The following is a 19,281-nucleotide window of genomic DNA, read 5'->3' as shown; positions in this document are numbered from 1 at the left end:
GGGCTACGCCTTTGCGGCGACGCCCGGGCTCCCCGTCGCCATCCTGGCGAGCGGTTCAACGTAGCGGGCTGCCAGCGGTCCAACCACGGCCATGATCAGCACGTAGGCGGTGGCCAAGGCAGCCAGTTCCGCGGGAATGGCTCCGGAGGCCACGGCCAGTCCGGCGATAACGATGGAAAATTCCCCGCGCGCAATCAGCGTAGCCCCGGCACGGAACTGGCCGGGACGTGCAATATTTGCCCGCTTCGCCGCCCAGATCCCGGTGGCCATCTTGGTCACGGCCGTGACGACGGCCAGCACCAGGGCCCACCCCAGTACGGGCGGGATGGATGTGGGGTCCGTATTGAGGCCGAACGCCACGAAGAAGATGGCCGCGAACAGGTCACGCAGCGGTTCAAGGATGCGCGTGGCGTTATGGGCGGTGGCTCCGGAAATGGCGATGCCCAGCATAAACGCGCCCACCGCCGCCGAAACCTGCATGGCTGACGCCACCCCGGCTATCAGCAGGGCGGCGCCGAGGACGTTCAGGAGGAAGACCTCGGAGTTCTCGCTGTGGACGGCCTTGGAGACGCTGTGGCCGTGGCGCAGGGCCACCATAAGCACCAGGCTCACCACTGCCAGCGCGATGCCCACCGTTGTGAGGCCGCCCAGGAAGCTGACGCCGGCAAGGATGGCCGTCAGGATGGGCAGGTAGACGGCCATGGCCAGGTCCTCGAACACCAGGATGGACAGCACCACGGGAGTTTCGCGGTTGCCCAGGCGGCCGAGGTCGGTGATGACTTTCGCAGCGATCCCCGACGACGAGATGTAGGTGACACCACCCAGCACCATGGCTCCCACCCCGCCCCAGCCCAGGTAATACGCCAGGGCGGCGCCTGGCAGGAAGTTCAGGACGAGGTCCAGGACACCGCCCTGCCATGACCGCTTGAGGCCGGTAAACAGCTCCGCTGCCGTATATTCCAGCCCGAGCATAAGCAGCAGCAGGATGACGCCGATCTCGCCGGAAAGATGTGCGAACTCGTGCATGCCTTCGAGCTTGACGATGCCGCCGGCACCGAAAGCGAGCCCGCCCAGGAGATAGAGCGGGATAGGTGACATTCCAATCCGTCCGGCCAGCCTGGCCAACAGGCCAAGGCAGAACACAACGGCCCCCAGTTCAATGAGGGTCAGGGCCAGCGGATCCATAGGATTTATCCGTGGCGCAGGATGTCGGCCGCCGAGTCGAGGCCTTCCTGGGTTCCGACTGCCACCAGCAGGTCACCCGTGTGAAGCACGACGTCGGGTCCCGGCGACGGGAGCACCTCGCCTTCACGCATGATGGCCACGATGGACACGCCGCACCGGGTGCGGATGCAGGCCTTGCCCATCGGCTGGTTCTGGAACGGGGAGTCCGGAGCGATGGAGAACTGCCGGGTGACGATCCCCGGCACATCCTTATGCTCCTCCGTCAGCTTCATGGCCAGGTGCTGCCCTCCCAGAAGGTTGCCCAAGGTGGCTGCTTCGTCGCTGGTCAGCGGAATTGAAGCCTGGCAGGTATCGGGATCGTCCCAGGTGGAAACGATAAGTTCTGTCTGGCCCTCCCGCAGCTCCACCACGCCGATCCGGCGGCCGGATGCTGTCATGAAGTCCTTCCGCCGGCCCAGGCCCGGAAGGTTGGTTTCATCCACGTTCATGATCCAAGCCTAGTCTCCCGGGACGCACTTGGCGCGGGAGTCATACCACCCGGGAATCGTCCCAGGTGGTCAGCCTTCCGCACATGCCGTACCCCTCGCCGGGGCGGCGGCCGGCGGTGGCCACTGCCGCTCCGGCCAACGGCCGCGCCGAACCGTCCGCCAGGTCCTCCAGCGCCTGCTCCGTTGCGTCAACCTGGCTGCGGACCGTTGCCGACCAGATCTTCTTCCAGCGCTCCACCCGCGGGCGCACCAGGACGGCGGCTGCACGGTGGAAAGCGGCAAGGGCATCCGGGCCCTCACGCAGGACGGATGTATGCAGCTCTGCGTATCCTTCCATGGCGAGGTCCCGGCGCCTGCGGGCGGCTGCGGCTACGACGGCCTCGTCAGGATCGCGGGGCAGTACCGCGTGCTGCGCGTACTTGTCCGGATCCGCCAGGATGGCCCGGGGAAACGTGAGGACGGCGTCCCCGGCCTCGGGCAGCCCGGCGTTGGACATGATCACGTTAAGGGTGAGCTGATGGGAATTGACCAGCCGGTGGACTGTCCCGGGGCTGAACCAAAGCAGTGAACCGGCGGCAAGCTCATGTTCCGCGGCTCCCGCCATGGAGATGGTGTGCACCTGGCCGGTGCCGCCGGTCACCACATACGCCTCGGTGGAAACGGTGTGCAGGTGGGGCGAACCTCCGCACAGCCCGTCAGCGGCCTCCCAGTCATAGACCCGGAGGCCGCTGACCGCGGTCCCGCCCGGAAAGCCCGGAACGCCCGGTAAGCCGGGAACGCCAGCGGTGTTCACCGGCCGTTCCGGCCCTGGGTGGCGGCCAGGAGTTCCCGTGCCGCAAGGGCCAGGGCTTCGGACCGCTGGGCGTCGGACTGCCCGTCGGCGATCACCACCCCGTAGCGGTAGTGCAGGGTGGCGCCGGCCTCGAACACGACTTCCTGACTGAAAAACGGCGCCGGCCCCATGCAGGCGAACGGCTCCGACCGGGCAAACCATTCCGGCTCGGGGTGTTCACTGCCGGGGTTATCCACCATGACCAGCGTGGAGAAGCGGCAGGTCTCATCGTGCTGGCCAACGAAGGAAAGCCAGGGTGCCCGCTGGCCGCGGAGCTCCTCGCCGGTAGCGCCGCCCGGTCCGATGATGGATCCGCCGGCAAAGGACCTCGGGCCGCGCCAGAACAGGCCGCCGTAGCCGGCGTTCTCCCGTCCCTCGGTGGTGGGCGAGCCGATGTGGATGGGTTCCCCGGACACGTTGGTCATGGCCGTTTCAAAGACCAGGGTGTAGCTGCTGTCGGTCCCCGGCGCCACCTGGAAGGACCGCTCCTCCTCCACCACGAGGGAGCCCTGCTGCGTGACCCACTGCAGGGAATGGGCAAAACGGAATGTGCCGTCGTCGTCCGTTGCCTGGCGAAGCTCGCGGTGCCGCATGGCGCCGTTGTTCGGCAGCCACCGGTAGTCCTCCCCCCGCCGGTAGCTGGGCCCGCCCCAGAAATTGTCCGGGCCAAGGTGCGGCAGTGACCAGGCGATGCCCTTGTGCCATACATGGTCGTGCGGGCGGTAGGCGCTCACCAGGTCCCCCGTCCTGGTCCGGACAGGGTGGAAGTACGGCCGCGGGGACTCCTCCTGCGGGTCATTGGCGGCATACGTATACGTGAGGACCTGGACGCCGTCGAGGGCGACGGCAACGGCTGCGCCGTCGTCCGTCCAGCTGAACGGGCGGCCGGTGGTGGAGGTGCCGGCGGCGGGGGCGGTGGTGCTCATGCATTGCTCTTTTCGAGTTTCCAGGGTTCCAGCCGGCCGTCGCCACGGTCGAAGAACGGGTTTCCTTCAGTGATGTCGCCGCGGCGAACCGTCTTGCCGGTGATGGCGGAGGCGTAGATAGCGGCCGCAAGCTCCATGGTGGGGTAGGCCTCGGCGAGGGTGACCGGCGGGACGGCTCCGGAGCGGATGGCGTCAACAATGTGCGAGTACTGGGCGGGGTGCCCGCTGGGGACGGCGGCTGAACCGTCTGCCCACAGGCCGGCAAGGTGCTCCTGTCCCGGCGCGGGGGTAAAACGCCAGTGGGAATCGTCATAGCCGTAGAGGTGCTCGAGCTCAACGGTGGCGTTCTCGTAGTCGAACCGGAGCTGCGACGTTTCCCGGGGGGAGATGACAGAGTTGATGACGGTGCTCAGGGCGCCGGATTCGAACCGCACGATGGCCGTGGACACGTCCTCGGTTTCGGTGCGCCGGGCAAGCCGGCCCGCGAACGCGGTGACTTCCTGCCAGGGGCCCCACAGGTGGAGCAGCATGTCGAACTGGTGAATGCCGTGCCCCATGGTGGGCCCGCCGCCCTCAACATCCCACAGGCCGTGCCACGGAACGTCAAAGTACTCCTGGTTGCGGAACCACAGCGTGTTGCAGAAGCCGGTGAGCGGGTTGCCCAAGGCCCCCGATTCCTGCAGCGCCGCCAGTTTGCGCGCGCCCGTGCCAAAGCGGTGCTGGAAGATGCAGCTGACGTGTTTGCCCGAGGCCTGCTCCGCCGCCTGCAGTTCAACCATTTGCCGCAGCGACAGCGCGGGCGGCTTTTCCAGCACCACGTTCAGGCCCAGGGCGAGTGCCTCCAGGGCAAGGGAAGCGTGCGACGACGGCGGCGTGCAGATTGCCACCACGTCCAGTGTGGCGTCGGCGGCCGCAGCCAGGCTTGGCGCAGTCTGCGCGAAGCCGGTCTCTGCCGCAAAGGCGGCGGCCCGGTCAGGGGCGATGTCCACGGCAACCACCAGCTCGGCCCCGGCCAGCTTGAGGGCTTCAGCGTGGGCATGGGCTATCCCGCCGGTACCGATGATTCCGGCCCGGGGGCGTGGAGGGGTCCGTTCCATGGGCAGTGCTCCTCGTCATTGAAAGCATTCAAAATGTTATCACCCATAAGTATGTGATCGATAACAAAAGGAGTCAATGCTTCCGGTAAGGAATCCGGATGCTTGTCCTGCTCTGCCGCAGGCAGGGTATTCCGTACGGTCAGGCGGCCGGAACAACCGCGATGGTCGCCTTCCCCGGAGACTTCACGGGCAGCAGGACAAGGAGCCCGGCGAGGAGGACCACCATGATGCCCAGGATTCCCCAGCGTTGCGCCTGGCCGGCTGCCACCATCGGCGTGGCCACCGCGATGCAGAGCGTGAACAAAGCCGGCGCCAGGAAGCTGACGGCCCGCCCGGTGGTGGCGTACAGGCCGAAGAGCTCGCCCGATTCGCCATGCGGGGCAAGCCGGGCCAGGTAAGCCCGCGAGGAGGACTGGGCCGGCCCCACGAACAGGCAGAGGAAGAGGCCGAACACCCAGAAGGTGGTGCTGCCGGCCCAGTCCATGCCGAAGAAGACGTAGTCGCCGTTGCCGAGGACCAGGATGACAGTGCCGGCAATCAGCAGGCCCACCAGGGAGCCGATGATGACTGCCTTGGGTCCTACCCGGTCATCCAGGAATCCGCCGATCATCGCGCCCACTGCCGCCACCACGTTTCCAAAGATGGCGAAGAAGATGACCTGTGACAGCTCGAAGCCGAAGGTACCGGCGGCAATGATTCCACCGAACGTGAAGACGGCCGCCAGGCCGTCGCGGAACACCGCACTGGCCAGCAGGAAGTATATAGTGTGGGGGCTGGTGGCGTAGATGGCCTTGATCCGCCGGACCAGCAGTCCGTAGCTGGCCAGGAAACCCAGCCGCGCCGCCTGGCCGGTCCTCGGCAGTTCGGGGACCGCAAACAGGACAGGCAGGGCGAAAATGAAGAACCACAGGGCCGAAAAGAGAGCAACAAGGCGGATATTCAGGCTGTCCTCCGTGGAGGCACCGAACCATTCGAAGCTGGGCTGGACGAACAGCTGCAGGACCACCAGCAGCGCCACGATGCCGCCCAGGTATCCCGCGCCCCAGCCGAACCCGCTGACCTTGCCGATGTTCCGGGGCGTGGAGATCTGGGCGAGCATGGCGTTGTAGTTGACGCCGGCGAACTCAAAAAAGACGTTCCCGAGAGCGATCAGGGATACTCCGAGCAGCAGGAATTCAGGGCGCGGGAACACAAAAAAGCACAGGGCAGTCAGGATAGCGACGGCAGCCGTGTTGATTCCCAGCCACAGCTTCCGCCGGCCGCCGGCGTCGGAGCGCTGCCCGGTGACGGGGGCCAGCACTGCGATGGCGAAGCCCGCCACGGCCAGGGCGCCGCCCAGGACCGCCGAGGCCTGGTCCTCCCCGCCGAAGGCGTTGGACGTCAGGTAAACGGTGAACACGAACGTGGTCATCACGGCGTTGAAGGCGGCGGAGCCCCAGTCCCAGGAAGCCCAGGCCAGGATCCGGCCCTTGCTGGACGCGTGGTGCCCGGATTCAAGTTCCGAGGCCGGCTGCATGGCCCCGGGAGCGCTGGCGGTGTTCATACGATGCATCGTATCCGCCGGTGGCGAACATCCAGCGGACGTGGCCCCCGGGCCTCCGGGGGAGGACGGCGTCAGCGGCTGCCACGCCGACAGAACGGGTATAAGGACTTGATAAACTGTCCACTCCCGAACCTTACTTTTTGCCGCCTGCTCCAACTTTTGACAATCGAATCCCTGACGTTGCGGAGATACCAGTGATCACAGTCCTTGCCGTGCACTTTACGGTGGCTGTGCTGGCGCCCCTACTGTTCAGGACGTGGGGCCGCAACGCGTTTTACGCACTGGCAGCAGTGCCGGCCGCCTCCTTCGCCTGGCTCCTCTTCCAGCACGCCCCGGTCTACTCGGCCCAGGGGGCAGTTGCGGAGGTCATTCCGTGGATACCCGGCCTCCACCTGGAGCTCGCCTTCCGCATGGATGCGCTGGCGTGGGTGATGTCCCTCCTGGTGCTGGGCGTGGGCTCCCTGGTGCTGGTCTACTGTGCACGGTACTTCAAGACAGGGGACCAGGACCTGGGCGCCTTCGGGGCGCAGCTCCTGGCTTTCGCGGGTGCCATGTTCGGCCTGGTGGTGGCCGATGACCTCCTGCTCCTTTTCATCTTTTGGGAACTGACCACCATCCTGTCCTACCTGCTCATCGGCTACGCCCGGACCAGGCTGGCAGCCCGGCGCTCGGCGCTGCAGGCGCTCATGGTCACCACCGCAGGTGGCCTGGCCATGCTCGTGGGCCTGATCATGCTCGGCCACGCCGCCGGAACCTACCGTATTTCCGCCATCCTTGAACAGGCGCCCGCGCTGGTTGGCGGTGCATCCGGCACCATGGTGAGTGCCGCCGTCGTGCTCATCCTGGTTGGCGCGATCACCAAATCAGCGCTGGTCCCGTTCCACTTCTGGCTGCCGGGCGCCATGGCCGCGCCCACCCCGGTCAGCGCCTACCTGCATGCCGCCGCGATGGTCAAGGCCGGCATTTATCTGGTGGCAAGGCTGGCGCCGGGCTTTTCCGAGACCGCGTACTGGCAGCCTGTGGTCCTGGGCCTGGGGCTGGCCACCATGCTGGTGGGCGGCTACCGGGCGCTGCGGCAGACGGACATCAAGCTCATCCTGGCTTACGGCACGGTGAGCCAGCTGGGCTTCCTCACCATGGTGGTGGGGCTCGGCACGCCTGACGCGGCCCTCGCCGGCCTCGCGATGCTCCTGGCGCACGGGCTGTTCAAAGCAACCCTGTTCCTGGTGGTGGGCATCATCGACCACCAGTCCGGAACCCGCGACGTCCGCAAGCTCTCAGGAGTCTTCCGCTCCTCCCGCGCCCTGGGCATTGTCGCTGGCATCGGTGCCGCGTCCATGGCGGGGTTTCCGCTCCTTGCCGGCTTCGTCGCCAAGGAATCCGTGCTGGAAGCGTTTGTGCACCATGCCGCGGATCCCGGCGCAGGGCCGTGGGGAACGGTCATCCTGGCCGGCCTGGTCCTGGGGTCCGTCCTCACCTTCGCCTACAGCGCCCGCTTCATGTGGGGTGCCTTTGCCGCCAAGCCCGGCGTTGAGGCCACTCCGTTCAAGGCCATCAAGCCCTCCTTCCTCGCCGCGCCCGCCATCCTCAGCCTCCTCACCATTGCCTACGGCGTGTGGCCCGTCCCCGTGGATGCCTGGATCCAGCCGTACGCGGCACTGTTTGCCTCCGCCGCGTCCGACGCCGGGACGCCGGCTGAACAGGCAGGGCACCTTGCGCTGTGGCACGGTTTCACGCCGGCGCTTGGCCTGACTGCCGTCACGTTCGCCCTGGGGCTTGCCATGTACTTTGGCCGGAACGCGGTGGCCCGGCTGCAGTCCCTGGTCCCGCCCTGGGTGGACGCCGACCGCGCCTACCAGCTGACCATCGGCGCGCTGGACGACGTCGCCGTCTGGGTTACCGGCCGTACCCAGCGCGGTTCGCTGTACTACTACCTGGCCGTCATCCTCAGCGTCGCCTTCATGCTGCCCCTGGCGGTGATCCTGATCGCCGGGAAGCCGCTGCCCGAGGGCATCTACCTGGTGGATCCGGGCTCCCCGCTGCAGCTTGTGGTGGGGGCCGGGATCGTCATCGGCGCCCTCGCCGCCGTGAAGGCAAACAAGCGCTTCCTGGCCGTCCTGATGGTCTCCGTCACCGGTTACGGCATCGCGCTGATGTTCGCCCTCCAGGGTGCCCCTGACCTCGCCCTGACCCAGATGCTGGTGGAAACCATCATCCTGGTGGCGTTCGTCCTGGCGATGCGGAGCCTGCCTGCCGAGCTCCGCGACCGCACCGGCGGGAAATACCGGGTGGTGCGCGTGATCATCGGCCTGGGATTCGGCGTCACCATGGTGTTTGCCGCGATCTTCGCCATGGGTGCACGGATCGCCAGCCCAGTCTCGTTGGAGTTCCCGCTCCTGGCCTACGAGGGCGGCGGCGGGTTGAACATCGTCAACGTGACGCTGGTGGACATCCGCGCCTGGGACACCTTCGGGGAAATCACCGTCCTTGCCCTGGCCGCCACCGGAGTGGCCAGCCTCATTTTTGTCCGCGGCCGCGGCGACCGGATCCAGACCTCCGCCAGCATCGCCGAGGGCACGGTGGGCCGGCACCACGGGGTGGACCCCGGGTCCCGCGACGGCGCCGCTTTGGCCATCAGCCGTAAGTTCGCAGCCTCTGCCCGTGACGCCTGGCTGGTTGCCGGACGGACCCTGGCGCCGGAACGCCGCTCCATCATCTTCGAAGTGGTCACCCGGCTGGTTTTCCACTCCCTGGTGATCTTCTCCCTGTACCTCCTGCTGGCCGGCCACAACCTTCCGGGCGGCGGCTTCGCCGGCGGCCTGACGGCGGGCCTGGCCCTGACCATCCGCTATTTGGCCGGCGGCCGGTTCGAACTCCGCGAGGCCACACCAGTCAGCGCAGGCGCACTGCTGGGCATCGGCCTTGCCGTGGCCGCGGCGTCCGGCGCGGTGCCCCTGCTCCTGGGCGGCCAAGTGTTCCAGACCGCCATCATCGAGTTCTGGCTGCCGGTGTTCGGGGACATCAAATTTGTCACGTCCACCATCTTCGATATCGGCGTCTACATCGTGGTGGTGGGCCTGGTGCTGGACGTGCTGCGGAGCCTCGGTGCCGAGATTGATGAACATTTCGAGGAACTGTCCGCGGTACCTGCCGAGGACCAGGAGCCGGACGGCCTTCCGGCAGAAACCACCGCGAAGGGCAAAGCATGAGCGTCAACCTGACCCTGCTGATCGTCATGGGGGCCCTGTACGCCTGCGGAATCTACCTGATCCTGGAACGCAGCCTGACCCGTGTCCTGTTGGGCCTGATGCTCCTGGCCAACGCCACCAACCTGCTGATCCTGGCCACCGGCGGCTATGCGGGCCTGGCTCCCCTGTACTCCAAGGACATCGCAGCCGGGGACTATAACGACCCCCTGCCGCAGGCACTGATCCTGACGTCAATCGTCATCTCCTTCGCGGTGACGGCCTTCATGCTCGGCATCATCTACCGCACCTGGGTGCTGGCCCGGAGGGACGAGATCCAGGATGACGTGGAAGACCTCCGCGTGGCCGAAACCCCCAGCTTCGATGCTGAGGACGATGCCGAAATCCCCGCCGAGACCTCCGAGTTCCCGCTCACCATGCTGGGCGGCAACGGACGCGACATCTCGGACCACAGGCCGCCCGGAGACGCGGGATCTGCCACGGCCACCCTCGTGGCAGGCGGCCGCGAAATGCTTGCCGAACATGCCGCCGCGGAAGAAAAGCCCGGCTCCCAAAACATCGCCCCCGGCCCGGAAGGAGGCGGAAAGTGAACATCGCAAGCTTTGCCCCGCTCGCCGTCGTACTTCCCATCCTGGGCGCTGCCCTGACCTTCCTGCTGATCCGGCATTCCCGGGCGCAGCGGGCGGTCAGCATCGGCCTGCTGTCCCTGACGCTGCTGCTGGAGTGCCTCCTGCTGGCCCATGTGTGGACTGCCGGCACGGCGGCAGTGACCATCGGCGGGTGGTTGCCGCCGTGGGGCATTGTGATGGTGGTGGACCAGTTTTCCTCGCTGATGCTGGTGGTTTCGTCGGCGGTGAGCCTGGCCGTGCTGGTGTACGCCACAGGGCAGGGCATGGCCGACGGCGACCATGACGCACCAGTTTCGATCTTCCACCCCACCTACCTGATCCTGGTAGCCGGGGTGTCCAACGCGTTCCTCTCCGGCGACCTCTTCAACCTCTACGTGGGCTTCGAAATCCTGTTGACCGCAAGCTACGTGCTGATGACCCTGGGCGGAACCGGGCCGCGCATCCGCGCCGGTGTCACCTACGTGGTGGTCTCCGTGGTGTCCTCGGTGCTGTTCCTGATCTCCATCGCCATGGTGTACGGCGCAACCGGAACAGTGAACATGGCTGACCTTGCCATCAAGCTGGGCGAACTGGACCAGGGCACCAAAACCCTCCTGCACGTCATGCTGCTGGTGGCGTTCGGCATCAAGGCGGCCGTCTTCCCGCTGTCCTTCTGGCTCCCGGACTCCTATCCCACCGCGCCGGCCCCGGTCACCGCGGTGTTCGCCGGCCTGCTGACCAAGGTGGGCGTCTATGCCATGGTGCGCACGGAGACCCTGCTCTTCCCCGGCGACTCGCTGAACACACCCTTGATGGTGGCGGCGCTGCTGACAATGGTGGTGGGAATCCTCGGTGCGCTGGCGCAAAGCGATATCAAGCGTCTTCTCTCTTTCACCCTGGTCAGCCACATCGGGTACATGGTGTTCGGGCTCGCGATGTCCTCGGTGGCGGGACTGGGTGCTGCCGTGTTCTACGTGGCCCACCACATCACCATCCAGACCAGCCTCTTCCTGGTCACCGGACTTATCGAACGCCGCGGCGGCAGTTCCTCCGTGGACCGGCTGGGCGGCCTGGCCAAACTCTCGCCCCTGCTGGCGATCCTGTTCTTCATCCCCGGCATGAACCTTGCCGGCATTCCCCCCTTCTCCGGATTCCTGGGCAAGGTGGGGCTCATGCAGGCCGGCATCGAGCTGGGGACGCCCCTGGCCTACGCCCTGGTCATCGGCGGAGTGCTCACCAGCCTGCTGACCCTGCTGGCAATCGCCAGGGTCTGGAACCGGGCGTTCTGGCGCCGGCCATCAGACGCCGAACACCCGGACCCGGTGCTGCTGGCGGTTCCCGAAGAAGCGGACCGGGCAGAGGACGCGGTCCAGCGCTCCGGCGGCCGGACCGGCATCATGCTTGCTGCACGCAGCGGCGTCCAGCGGCTCGCCAGCGCCTCGCCGCGCGCCGGCGCGTCCCGTCCCGCAGTGCTCCTGCCCAGGACCATGGTGGGATCCACCCTGGGCCTTGTGGCGCTGGGCGTGGCCCTCACCGTTTTCGCCGGGCCCCTGTTCGGACTGTCCGACCGCGCCGCCGCGGACATGCTGGACCGGTCCCCATACATCCAGGCCGTGATGGGTGAGGACACCGTTGTTCCGGCGGTCAGCACCAGGGGAGGAGGGCAATGAGCCGCCAACGAATTTCGCTGCGCCAGGAACTGCCGCTCCTGGTGTGGCTAGTGATCGTCTGGGGCGCCCTCTGGCAGGACTTCAGCCCCGGCAACCTGCTGTTCGGGGCGCTGCTGGCCATAGCAGTGGCCAGGCTGTTCTACCTCCCGCCCGTGGAGCTCAGCGGCCGCTTCAACATCCTGTACGCCATCCCGTTCGCCCTGGTGTTCCTGGCCAAGGTGGTGATCGCCAGTGCCCAAATCCTGTACCTGGCCATTGCCAGGGGACCCGCGGTGACCAATGCTGTGGTGGCGGTAACCCTGCGGAGCCACCAGGACCTGATGGTCACCGCCACCGGGCACGTCATTTCCCTGATTCCCGGGTCCCTGGTGGTGGAGGTGGACCGTTCCACGTCCACCCTGTACCTGCACGCCATCAACATCAGCTCCCCGCAGGACGTGGAAAACCTGCGCAATGAGGTGCGCTCCATCGAGGCCGGCCTGATCCGCATCATGGGCACTGCCGAAGAGCTGGAAGCCGTCCGAGCGGAGGCAGCCGCATGATGCAGGCCGTCCTGGCCATCACGGCCGTGATCTTCTCACTCGCCGCCGGCGGCGCAATCATCCGCATCGCCCGGGGCCCGTCACTGCTGGACCGGGTGCTCGCGGCGGACGTGCTGCTCGCGATCCTGGGCGGGGCGCTGTGCATCGACATGGCCGTGAACCGGCACCTTAACAACCTGATGCTGGTGGTGGCCATTTCGGTCATCGGCTTCATCGGGTCCGTGACGGTGGCCAGGTTCGTGGCAGACCGGAGGGAACAGCCCCATGAGCCCTAACCCTGATGTGTCCGGCGTGGACGGCTGGATCGACCTGGTATCCGCCGTCTTTATGGTGGTGGGTGCCCTCATGTCCCTGGGCGCTGCGATCGGCCTGCTGCGCTTCCCGGACCTGCTGAGCCGCATGCACGCCGCCACCAAGCCGCAGGTACTGGGCCTGTTCCTGCTGCTGGCATCGATCGGGCTGCAGATGCGCACCTGGTGGGTATGGCCGGTACTGCTGGTGGCGTGGATTTTCCAGCTCCTCACCGTGCCCGTCTCCGCGCACATGGTGGGCAGGGCCGGTTACCGCACCAAGCACCTCCACCGGGAGCTGCTGACCTCGGACGAGCTGGAAGCCGTCGTCTTGAAGGCAGCTGGCCAGAAGGCAGCCGTGCAAAAAGCCGCCGCCAAAGCCGCCCAGGAGGACGGTTCCGGCGACGGCTCAACGCGCTAGGTGTATTCAGCCGGGGGCTGGATCAGCCGCCAGGCAATGTTCCCACTGACGGGCGATGTCCTGGGCGTTTAGACAATGTCCTGGCTCTTGGCAAAGCGGGTGATGGCACGCTGGGTGCCGCGGTTTGCCAGCACCTGGATGATGGTGCTCACGGACGCTGAGATCAGAGCAAACGTCAGGGCCGAGTGGAGGCTCGTGGGGACGTCCTCGTCCTTGCCGGTGGGCGGCTTCCGGCCGGTGGTCTTTTCCCAGATGGCATTGACCAGTTTGGTGCCGACCAGGCCGGCGCCGAGGCTCACACCGGTGCCGAGCAGCTTGATGAAGAGGTTCATTCCTAGTACTCCTTGCGGGCGGAAAACGGGCTGTACCCAGCCTAACCGTCCCTGTGCCGCTATCGGGGCAGGCTGAACTACGGTGCCGGGACCAGTCCTTCCCAGGCAACGGTCCAATCGGCGGGGAACCCCGGGGCGTGCCGGTCCGGTCCGCCATCCCAGCCTGCCGCCATCAGCGCCACGGCCGCGAGCAGCCCGCCGTTGCCGGGAAGGTACAGCGGCAGCGAGTCGGTCTGCCGGTTATGCCCGTTGGGCAGCACCAGGTTTTTGGGCGCGTCCAGCAGGAGCGCCGCCACGGCCCTCTCCGGGTCCTCCAGCCGGGCCGCGGTCATGGCCATCACCGGGTAGTCCCACCCCCACGTGCTGTCCCAGTCCCAGCCGGCCATCACGTCTGCCAGGGTGGCCCGCATGATGGCGGGGTCGATAATGTCCGTCTGCGGCAGCACGCCCAGGGCGCAGAGCATGGAGGGATGGTCTGTGCGGATGGTGAAGGGTTCGACGCCGATCGCCGCGTAGACGCCGTCCGCCACCTTGGGCCGGACCATGCCGTCGGCCACGGCAAGCCATTTATCCTTGGGCGGCAACCCCAGCCGTTCCCGCCACGTGCAGGCGACGCGCAGCGCCCATTGCCAGTAGGCGAGCTCGAAGATGGGATTGCTGGCCGTGCCCCTGATCGATTCGTAGCTTTCCTGGGCCGGGACCAGGGGCGGGCCCAACTCGAATCCGCGGGCGGTGGGGTGCGCAAAGCTGGCCATAAAATTGGCGCTCTCGAATACGATCTCCGCGAACTCCTCCAGCAGTTCGCGCGAGGGTTCCGCCCTGTACGCGAGTTCGGCGAGGTGGATGGGATGCGGCTGCTGCCAAACAAGGAAGGTGCCGATGGGGCTGGGGCTCTCGCGCCCGTCCGGTCCTGACTGCTTGGGCCAGCGGACGCCGTCGAACCCCTGTGCCTTGGCAGTCTGCCGTGCCGGTTCCAGGATGGAGGCGTACCAGCGCAGCGCCGGGAGCAGGAGTGTGGTTCGGTTCCAGGCGGCGAAGTGGGCAGCGTGCCACCAGTGCATCTCGAGGTGGAACCGCCCGCGCCAGGAGTTGCAGACCAGCCCGGTCTCCTGGGGCGGCAGGGACCCGGAGCAGTTGATGGCGGTGAGGTACTGCGAGAGGACCACCCGGCGTTCGAGTTCCTTCGCGCGTGGGTCTTCCGTTGCGGAAAGTTCGACGGCGGCGCCTGACATCCAGAAGTCCGGCCAGGCGGTGCGGGACGCATCGATCACCGCAGTACCCGGCGCGGGGGCCTGATCCTTGCCCGCGGCAGCTGCCCCTTCGCCGGCCCCGCTGCCCAGGCCGATGCCTCCCGTGCCGCGCGGCAGGCAGTCGCCCTGGCCGGTGCTGATGAAGTGCACGCTGAAGTCCAGGACCTCCGCCCCGTTGGCTGCCCTGAGGATCACGCCGTGCCGGCTGGTTTGTTCCAGTTCCAGTCCGGCGCCGGCAACGGCCACCTGGTATCCGGAATTGTCCAGGTAACGGGAGATCAGCCACTTCCGTCCCTTGCCGGTGACAGGCAGCTCTTCCACCCGGGTGTTGTGGGCTTCGGGACGGGTCCAGTCCGCGGCGTTATGCCAGGCCTCGGAGCCGTAAGGGAACGACAGGGAGATCGCCAGGCCCTGCTGCAGCGCCGTGGATTCAATGCGGAAGCCGAGTTCGTCGCGGTGCGGATGGCACGCGGTGGTGACCCCGACGGGCTGGCCGTGCAGGGTGAAGCGGCTGGTGGCCGTGCCGGTCCACAGGTCCAGCACCTGCCGCGGGTGGGCAACGTCTTCCGGGGTCTGCCCCGGGCTGTCCCGTCCCGGCAGGGCGAAGGCGATCCGGCCCAGGTCCAGCCGGTGCGGGTTGGCCCGCAACCAGGTTTCAGCGCGGGAGGACTCCGTTTCGCGGCCGTCCACGAGCCCGCCCGCCATGTCCACGTACGGGACCGGGCCGCGGGGAGAGTCGTAGAGGACGGTGGAACCGGCCAGGGTGTAATCCTGCTCCGGAGGGATGGAATGCCAGCCCCACTGGGCCTGCGTTCCGAGCAGGGTGCCGGCTGGCAGCCCGCCGCGGGCGCCCACCGGGTACTTTGCCGGAAGGGACTGCAGGCCGGTGAGGTCCATCGTGAAGCAGAATTCCCCGTTCCCCACCGACACCGGGCTCCGGGGGTCGAGGCTGTCCTGTTCCACGGCGTGGCGGCGGACCAGGGCCCTGCGGTCGATAGCAATCTGCCGGCTGGGCACAGAGCCGGCCCTCCTCCCCGAGAAAACGCTTTCCGAGGCTCCATCCTCGTTGGCACACCTTCGGCTGTCAACCGGCCCGGACCTGTCGGCCGTGCGGGCAGGCGCGGGCGCAGGAGGTGCTCAGGAGGCGGGCGGCTCCGTGCGGAACTTGATCATCTTGTGGGTGCCGTCGCAGTACGGCTTGATGGCCGAGGCCCCGCACCGGCACAGGGCCACTGTTTTCCGGTCGCGCGGCACGGGGGCACCCGACGGCGTAACGATCTCAAAGTCACCCCTGATGATCAACGGTCCGTCGGGGCAGACCACAATGGAGCTTTCGGCCGGTTCCTGGTTCATATCCGCTCCTTCGTAGCTGCTGTTGATGTGGTTTGTTGCTGCCGTAGTGCCTGCAGCTTGCCCTGGTGGCGGCGCCTGAGCTCAGCTTCGGTGTGGGCGGCCGTCCGTAGCCTCGCGCCCGCGTACGGCACGCCCCCAGCCACTCGAAAAGCCACTGCGCACCAGATGCAGACGGCCCGTTCCATGGCCCAGAGCGGCGCGAACCACACGGCGCGCAATGGAAAGACGTCCGTTCCGTTGAGCCGCCGCCGTCCGATCCCTGCCACGGCCGTCGCGGCGGCCGCCAGCGACAGGAAAACAGTGAGACGCGCCCTTCTGGGGAGGAGGGTGCCCCCGAGAATGGCCGGGAGCAGGGCAAGTTCCGCGGCCAGGCGCCGGGGCTGCGCGAAGTCGTCGTACGCCTGCCGGACGCGCTGCTTCAGGAAATGCCTGGCGCGGGGCGGCCGGCGCGCCACGAACAGGTCCGGAACGATCTTTTCCCGTCCGCCTGCGGCTGTCACCGTCCGGATCAGCTCAAGGTTTTCGAACAGGACGGGTTCGTAGCCGTCCGTGGCCAGCAGGGCGCTTCGGCGCAGGGCCAGCGTGCCGGGAAAGTCGGCGGACCAGGCCCGGTTGATCAGCGTCCGGGACGTGTCCCAGCATGCGTGCCAGGGCAGGGGGTCGAAATAGTTCTGCGGGCGCACCACGTCCGCAGTCCCCAGGTGGCCCACGACGGCGGCGAGGGACGCGCGCGTGTAGCGGACGTCGTCGTCGGCGATCACCAGAACCTCTGCCGTGGCGGCGCGGACGCCTGTCATCACCCCTGCCACCTTGCCGTTGCCGTGCTGCCCGCCGTCATGTCCCGGTCCCGCCGGGTGATCGGGGCGGATGTGGCGGACCTCCGGCGGGAACTGCTCCCGGTGGCGGGCGAACAGGTCCGGGGCTGAACCGTCTACCACAATGACCGGTATCCAGGTGGCCAGGCGTTGCAGGTAGGCCACCAGGTCAGGAAGGCCGGAGTCGTCGGCCCAACGCAGGGGAAGGATGTACTCAGCCGCTTCGAGGCCTTGCTCCATGGCCTGGGAGGTCATGCTGCCGCCGGCACTGCCGCCCTGAGCGAAGACCGGCCGTGTTCCCAGGACGTCAAAAGGTGGGCGGACAGCCTGGTGTCGATCGCCATCACCGCCGTGGCACCGAAAATGACGTCATCCAGCAACCCGGGTTCGGCCTCCACGAGGCCGCCTGCCAGGTCCCGGCCGGCTATCTGCTCGTGCACGGCATCTGCCTCGACGTGCTCGTCGAAATAGTGGGTGACGTCCGCATCGAAACCGTGCCGGCGGAAGCCGTTGCCGTACAGGCGGTTGGGCTGGGAGGACGTCATTTCATAGATGGCCAGGTGCCCGGTGATGGCGCCGCGGAGCCGCCGGTTCAGTCCGCAGAGGGACATCAGGTTCACGGCGGCCAGGGAGATGGCCGGGACGGCGTTCACGTACGCACCGTAGTGGTCGTCCATCCCCAGGCCGCGCATGGTCCGGGCGAACAGTGCGCTGTGCATCCGGTCCGGCCGACCGCCGCCGTACTCGTCTGCCTGGATTTCCACCAGGGCGGCTTTCGCCCGGCCGCTCAGCCGCGGGATGGCCCAGGTGTGGGGGTCCGCTTCCTTGAGCTGGTAGATGGATTTGTGGATCAGGAACTCCTTGAGCTGCCCGAGGCTTGCCTTCTTTGCCACGAAGCGGGAGACGCTGGGGCCGGTGTCCCGGGCCGCCAGGCCGAACAGGACGTCGGCAACTGCGTCGCTGGTCAGGTCGGAGCCGGCCGGAAGGTCCAGATCCCCGCCGGCCTCCCGGGCGGCGAGGCGCAGGGCTTCCTCGAAGGGCTTCTCCAGCATTTGCCGCACCTGGATCAGCCCGGGCTCCCACTCCCACTCGTCCGGCACACCTTCCAGGCCGGAGTAATGCAGCTCGTACAGGCAGAAAAGCGCGAGCTGGACATCATCATCGCCGATGATGTCCGTAACCCCCGCCAGCTTCCCGTCGACCAGTTGGCGCATCCCGGAAAGGGACTCGCCGGCGCTGCCCGGGTGTCCTGCCAAAACCCCCAACAGGGCGCTGCTGATGGGGCCTCTCGGTTCCGGAAGTTTCATGGTGCTCCTTGGGTTCGGGCGGTGTGCCGGTGCGGTACCGTCTGCATTGACGGCCAGTCAGGAAAGGTCAGTTGCCGCGGCTGGCGGCGGGAGTGCGCGGGGACAGCATGATGGCCAGGGCGATCATGGCCAGGCCCAGGACGAGGTGCAGCCAGTTGTCCGCACCGTTCTCCGGGATGAAGTTTGCCGGCGTGTTGTCTCCGATGAGGAGGCCATACAGCCAGAGCACCAGGTAGATGACCCCGCCGTAGGTGAAGAAGTTCCTGGCCTGGCGGTGGGTCCGCGCCATGAGCAGGCCGGCGGCGCCGAAGAGGCAGTGGACAAGGTTATGGAGAATGGATACCTGGAACACACCCAGCAGCAGGGCGCCTGAACCGGGCCCTGCGAAACCGAGGGAATCATAGTTGCGGGTAACGCCGGGAACGAATCCCAGGATGCCAACGAGCAGGAATACGGCGCCGGCGGCAACGGCAGACCACTGCAGGGCGGTTCGGACGCCCGGTGGGCGAATGCTGACTGCCATGTCCTGTACTCCTCTCACGCCTGAAACAATATAGTAAGCATGATTACTAATAAAAGCTAAGCAGGCTTTGTTTCTGCGTTGAGGGATACGGAACCTTCCCCGTTCCGTCCTTTTCTTACGCCGGGCCGGTCCAGGTGTAGGGGTTGGGGTGCTGCCCGCCGCTTCGGCCCTGCTCGTACCCCTGTTGCCATGCCTTGCCGACGGCGGACACCAGGTCGGCCAGCAGGGGATAGTAGGGATGGTCCGGGCCGATGAAGATCATCTCGTCCTCGGCTTTGTCCAGTGCCGCCCGGACGGCATTGTCTGCGGGCCTGCCGGTCATGCCGGGCCGTCTGCCCCTGCCGGGCGCAGCACCTCACGCATAGCCTCCACCACCAGGTCATGGTCCTGCATTTGCGGGAGCCCGGAAACGGTGACGGTGGCCACCGCGCCCACACCGGAAACATAGACCGGGAAGGACCCGCCGTGCGCGGCGTACAGGGTTTGGTCGAACCAGCCCTGGTCCTCGATCCGGCCGCCCCGGAGCCGGCCGCGAAGCCCCACCAGCAGTGAGGGAACCTCATACCGGGCGGCGGTGCGCTGCTTCGCCCGGATCCAGTGTTCGTTGTCCGGGGTGGCGCCGGGCAGGGCCACATGGAACAGGACCTGATCGCCCTTGGTGATGTCGATCGCGATGGGCAGGCCGCGCTCCTTTCCCAGTTCCACAAGGAGAAGTCCAAGGTTCAGCGAGTCGTCCAGGGAGAAGCCGGGGAACTGGAGCTCATGGATCTCCCCCTCGATGCGGCCGATGAGGGCCTGCAGCGATCCCTCCGGCTGCGCGGCGTCAGAGTCCGGATCGAAGTCGGTCACATGCGGCTGATTAGCAGTCATGGCCCACAATCTACCCCTGTCCC

Annotated in this window: 20 protein-coding genes; 6 read left to right on the top strand and 14 right to left on the bottom strand. The window is 67.1% G+C overall.

Annotated elements, in window-relative coordinates; genetic code table 11:
• Positions 1-3 precede the first annotated feature (3 nt).
• The 6 genes from ACZ9BC_RS10905 to ACZ9BC_RS10880 all read right to left on the bottom strand — a co-directional run bounded on the left by ACZ9BC_RS10905 (position 4) and on the right by ACZ9BC_RS10880 (position 6,071).
• Positions 4-1,185 carry a cation:proton antiporter gene (locus ACZ9BC_RS10905; protein ID WP_476245937.1) on the bottom strand — a complete coding sequence of 394 codons (1,182 nt, stop codon included), beginning with the start codon at positions 1,183-1,185 and terminating at the stop codon, positions 4-6.
• Positions 1,186-1,190: 5 nt separating this feature from the next.
• Positions 1,191-1,673 (bottom strand): cation:proton antiporter regulatory subunit, encoded by a 483-nt coding sequence (locus ACZ9BC_RS10900; RefSeq protein ID WP_079595405.1) that lies wholly within the window; start codon positions 1,671-1,673, stop codon positions 1,191-1,193.
• A 40-nt stretch (positions 1,674-1,713) separates the two neighbouring features.
• Entirely contained in the window at positions 1,714-2,466 is a 753-nt protein-coding gene (locus ACZ9BC_RS10895; RefSeq protein ID WP_476245936.1) for a cupin domain-containing protein, read from the bottom strand.
• Positions 2,463-3,431: a DUF6807 domain-containing protein gene (locus ACZ9BC_RS10890; protein WP_476245935.1), complete on the bottom strand. Its 969-nt coding sequence runs from the start codon at positions 3,429-3,431 to the stop codon at positions 2,463-2,465. Before ACZ9BC_RS10890 ends, ACZ9BC_RS10895 begins: the two co-directional genes overlap by 4 nt.
• Entirely contained in the window at positions 3,428-4,528 is a 1,101-nt protein-coding gene (locus ACZ9BC_RS10885) for a Gfo/Idh/MocA family protein (protein WP_476245934.1), read from the bottom strand. Before ACZ9BC_RS10885 ends, ACZ9BC_RS10890 begins: the two co-directional genes overlap by 4 nt.
• 139 nt (positions 4,529-4,667) lie before the next feature.
• On the bottom strand, positions 4,668-6,071 hold the full coding sequence (locus tag ACZ9BC_RS10880; RefSeq protein WP_476245933.1) for an MFS transporter: 1,404 nt from the start codon (positions 6,069-6,071) through the stop codon (positions 4,668-4,670).
• 194 nt (positions 6,072-6,265) lie between these two features.
• Here ACZ9BC_RS10880 and ACZ9BC_RS10875 point away from each other — a divergent pair, with 194 nt between their 5' ends.
• Genes ACZ9BC_RS10875 through mnhG form a run of 6 tightly spaced genes read left to right on the top strand, consistent with a single transcriptional unit; the run spans position 6,266 to position 12,808 of the window.
• Positions 6,266-9,280 (top strand): Na+/H+ antiporter subunit A, encoded by a 3,015-nt coding sequence (locus tag ACZ9BC_RS10875; protein ID WP_476245932.1) that lies wholly within the window; start codon positions 6,266-6,268, stop codon positions 9,278-9,280.
• Positions 9,277-9,867 carry a Na(+)/H(+) antiporter subunit C gene (locus ACZ9BC_RS10870; protein WP_476245931.1) on the top strand — a complete coding sequence of 197 codons (591 nt, stop codon included), beginning with the start codon at positions 9,277-9,279 and terminating at the stop codon, positions 9,865-9,867. Before ACZ9BC_RS10875 ends, ACZ9BC_RS10870 begins: the two co-directional genes overlap by 4 nt.
• A complete protein-coding gene (locus ACZ9BC_RS10865) occupies positions 9,864-11,555 on the top strand; it encodes a Na+/H+ antiporter subunit D (protein WP_476245930.1) in 1,692 nt (563 codons plus the stop codon). The genes ACZ9BC_RS10870 and ACZ9BC_RS10865 overlap by 4 nt, the downstream gene beginning before the upstream one ends.
• Positions 11,552-12,097 (top strand): Na+/H+ antiporter subunit E, encoded by a 546-nt coding sequence (locus ACZ9BC_RS10860; protein WP_476245929.1) that lies wholly within the window; start codon positions 11,552-11,554, stop codon positions 12,095-12,097. Before ACZ9BC_RS10865 ends, ACZ9BC_RS10860 begins: the two co-directional genes overlap by 4 nt.
• Entirely contained in the window at positions 12,094-12,372 is a 279-nt protein-coding gene (locus tag ACZ9BC_RS10855) for an MrpF/PhaF family protein (RefSeq protein WP_079595396.1), read from the top strand. Before ACZ9BC_RS10860 ends, ACZ9BC_RS10855 begins: the two co-directional genes overlap by 4 nt.
• Positions 12,362-12,808, top strand: a complete 447-nt coding sequence (mnhG, locus tag ACZ9BC_RS10850; RefSeq protein WP_476245928.1) for a monovalent cation/H(+) antiporter subunit G — start codon at positions 12,362-12,364, stop codon at positions 12,806-12,808. The genes ACZ9BC_RS10855 and mnhG overlap by 11 nt, the downstream gene beginning before the upstream one ends.
• A gap of 68 nt (positions 12,809-12,876) precedes the next feature.
• Here mnhG and ACZ9BC_RS10845 read toward each other — a convergent pair whose 3' ends face one another.
• The 8 genes from ACZ9BC_RS10845 to ACZ9BC_RS10810 all read right to left on the bottom strand — a co-directional run bounded on the left by ACZ9BC_RS10845 (position 12,877) and on the right by ACZ9BC_RS10810 (position 19,258).
• Entirely contained in the window at positions 12,877-13,140 is a 264-nt protein-coding gene (locus ACZ9BC_RS10845; RefSeq protein ID WP_079595394.1) for a DUF4235 domain-containing protein, read from the bottom strand.
• 77 nt (positions 13,141-13,217) lie between these two features.
• Positions 13,218-15,287, bottom strand: coding sequence for a hypothetical protein (locus tag ACZ9BC_RS10840; protein WP_476245997.1), 2,070 nt, complete (start codon positions 15,285-15,287; stop codon positions 13,218-13,220).
• Between the two features lie 240 nt (positions 15,288-15,527).
• On the bottom strand, positions 15,528-15,743 hold the full coding sequence (locus ACZ9BC_RS10835) for a CDGSH iron-sulfur domain-containing protein (RefSeq protein WP_079595392.1): 216 nt from the start codon (positions 15,741-15,743) through the stop codon (positions 15,528-15,530).
• Positions 15,740-16,813, bottom strand: a complete 1,074-nt coding sequence (locus ACZ9BC_RS10830; RefSeq protein ID WP_476245927.1) for a glycosyltransferase family 2 protein — start codon at positions 16,811-16,813, stop codon at positions 15,740-15,742. Before ACZ9BC_RS10830 ends, ACZ9BC_RS10835 begins: the two co-directional genes overlap by 4 nt.
• Positions 16,810-17,865: an iron-containing redox enzyme family protein gene (locus tag ACZ9BC_RS10825; RefSeq protein ID WP_476245926.1), complete on the bottom strand. Its 1,056-nt coding sequence runs from the start codon at positions 17,863-17,865 to the stop codon at positions 16,810-16,812. The genes ACZ9BC_RS10830 and ACZ9BC_RS10825 overlap by 4 nt, the downstream gene beginning before the upstream one ends.
• 67 nt (positions 17,866-17,932) lie before the next feature.
• A complete protein-coding gene (locus ACZ9BC_RS10820; protein WP_476245925.1) occupies positions 17,933-18,388 on the bottom strand; it encodes a DUF4383 domain-containing protein in 456 nt (151 codons plus the stop codon).
• Between the two features lie 115 nt (positions 18,389-18,503).
• Positions 18,504-18,710, bottom strand: a complete 207-nt coding sequence (locus ACZ9BC_RS10815) for a hypothetical protein (RefSeq protein WP_476245924.1) — start codon at positions 18,708-18,710, stop codon at positions 18,504-18,506.
• Entirely contained in the window at positions 18,707-19,258 is a 552-nt protein-coding gene (locus tag ACZ9BC_RS10810) for a heme-degrading domain-containing protein (protein WP_079595387.1), read from the bottom strand. The genes ACZ9BC_RS10815 and ACZ9BC_RS10810 overlap by 4 nt, the downstream gene beginning before the upstream one ends.
• Positions 19,259-19,281: the final 23 nt, after the last annotated feature.

The sequence above is a fragment of the Pseudarthrobacter sp. TE3704 genome, from assembly GCF_056279405.1.
The sequence above is the reverse complement of the archived record's forward strand: the minus strand, read 5'-3'. Positions and strand labels throughout refer to the sequence as shown.

Excerpts from the sequence above, each read along its gene's own strand:
- ACZ9BC_RS10905 (WP_476245937.1), bottom strand. The coding sequence starts at position 1,185 with ATGGATCCGCTGGCCCTGACCCTCATTGAACTGGGGGCCGTTGTGTTC.
- ACZ9BC_RS10900 (WP_079595405.1), bottom strand. The coding sequence starts at position 1,673 with ATGAACGTGGATGAAACCAACCTTCCGGGCCTGGGCCGGCGGAAGGAC.
- ACZ9BC_RS10890 (WP_476245935.1), bottom strand. The coding sequence starts at position 3,431 with ATGAGCACCACCGCCCCCGCCGCCGGCACCTCCACCACCGGCCGCCCG.
- ACZ9BC_RS10885 (WP_476245934.1), bottom strand. The coding sequence starts at position 4,528 with ATGGAACGGACCCCTCCACGCCCCCGGGCCGGAATCATCGGTACCGGC.
- ACZ9BC_RS10880 (WP_476245933.1), bottom strand. The coding sequence starts at position 6,071 with ATGAACACCGCCAGCGCTCCCGGGGCCATGCAGCCGGCCTCGGAACTT.
- ACZ9BC_RS10870 (WP_476245931.1), top strand. The coding sequence starts at position 9,277 with ATGAGCGTCAACCTGACCCTGCTGATCGTCATGGGGGCCCTGTACGCC.
- ACZ9BC_RS10860 (WP_476245929.1), top strand. The coding sequence starts at position 11,552 with ATGAGCCGCCAACGAATTTCGCTGCGCCAGGAACTGCCGCTCCTGGTG.
- ACZ9BC_RS10855 (WP_079595396.1), top strand. The coding sequence starts at position 12,094 with ATGATGCAGGCCGTCCTGGCCATCACGGCCGTGATCTTCTCACTCGCC.
- mnhG (WP_476245928.1), top strand. The coding sequence starts at position 12,362 with ATGAGCCCTAACCCTGATGTGTCCGGCGTGGACGGCTGGATCGACCTG.
- ACZ9BC_RS10845 (WP_079595394.1), bottom strand. The coding sequence starts at position 13,140 with ATGAACCTCTTCATCAAGCTGCTCGGCACCGGTGTGAGCCTCGGCGCC.
- ACZ9BC_RS10840 (WP_476245997.1), bottom strand. The coding sequence starts at position 15,287 with ATGGACCTCACCGGCCTGCAGTCCCTTCCGGCAAAGTACCCGGTGGGC.
- ACZ9BC_RS10835 (WP_079595392.1), bottom strand. The coding sequence starts at position 15,743 with ATGAACCAGGAACCGGCCGAAAGCTCCATTGTGGTCTGCCCCGACGGA.
- ACZ9BC_RS10830 (WP_476245927.1), bottom strand. The coding sequence starts at position 16,813 with ATGACCTCCCAGGCCATGGAGCAAGGCCTCGAAGCGGCTGAGTACATC.
- ACZ9BC_RS10825 (WP_476245926.1), bottom strand. The coding sequence starts at position 17,865 with ATGAAACTTCCGGAACCGAGAGGCCCCATCAGCAGCGCCCTGTTGGGG.
- ACZ9BC_RS10820 (WP_476245925.1), bottom strand. The coding sequence starts at position 18,388 with ATGGCAGTCAGCATTCGCCCACCGGGCGTCCGAACCGCCCTGCAGTGG.
- ACZ9BC_RS10815 (WP_476245924.1), bottom strand. The coding sequence starts at position 18,710 with ATGACCGGCAGGCCCGCAGACAATGCCGTCCGGGCGGCACTGGACAAA.
- ACZ9BC_RS10810 (WP_079595387.1), bottom strand. The coding sequence starts at position 19,258 with ATGACTGCTAATCAGCCGCATGTGACCGACTTCGATCCGGACTCTGAC.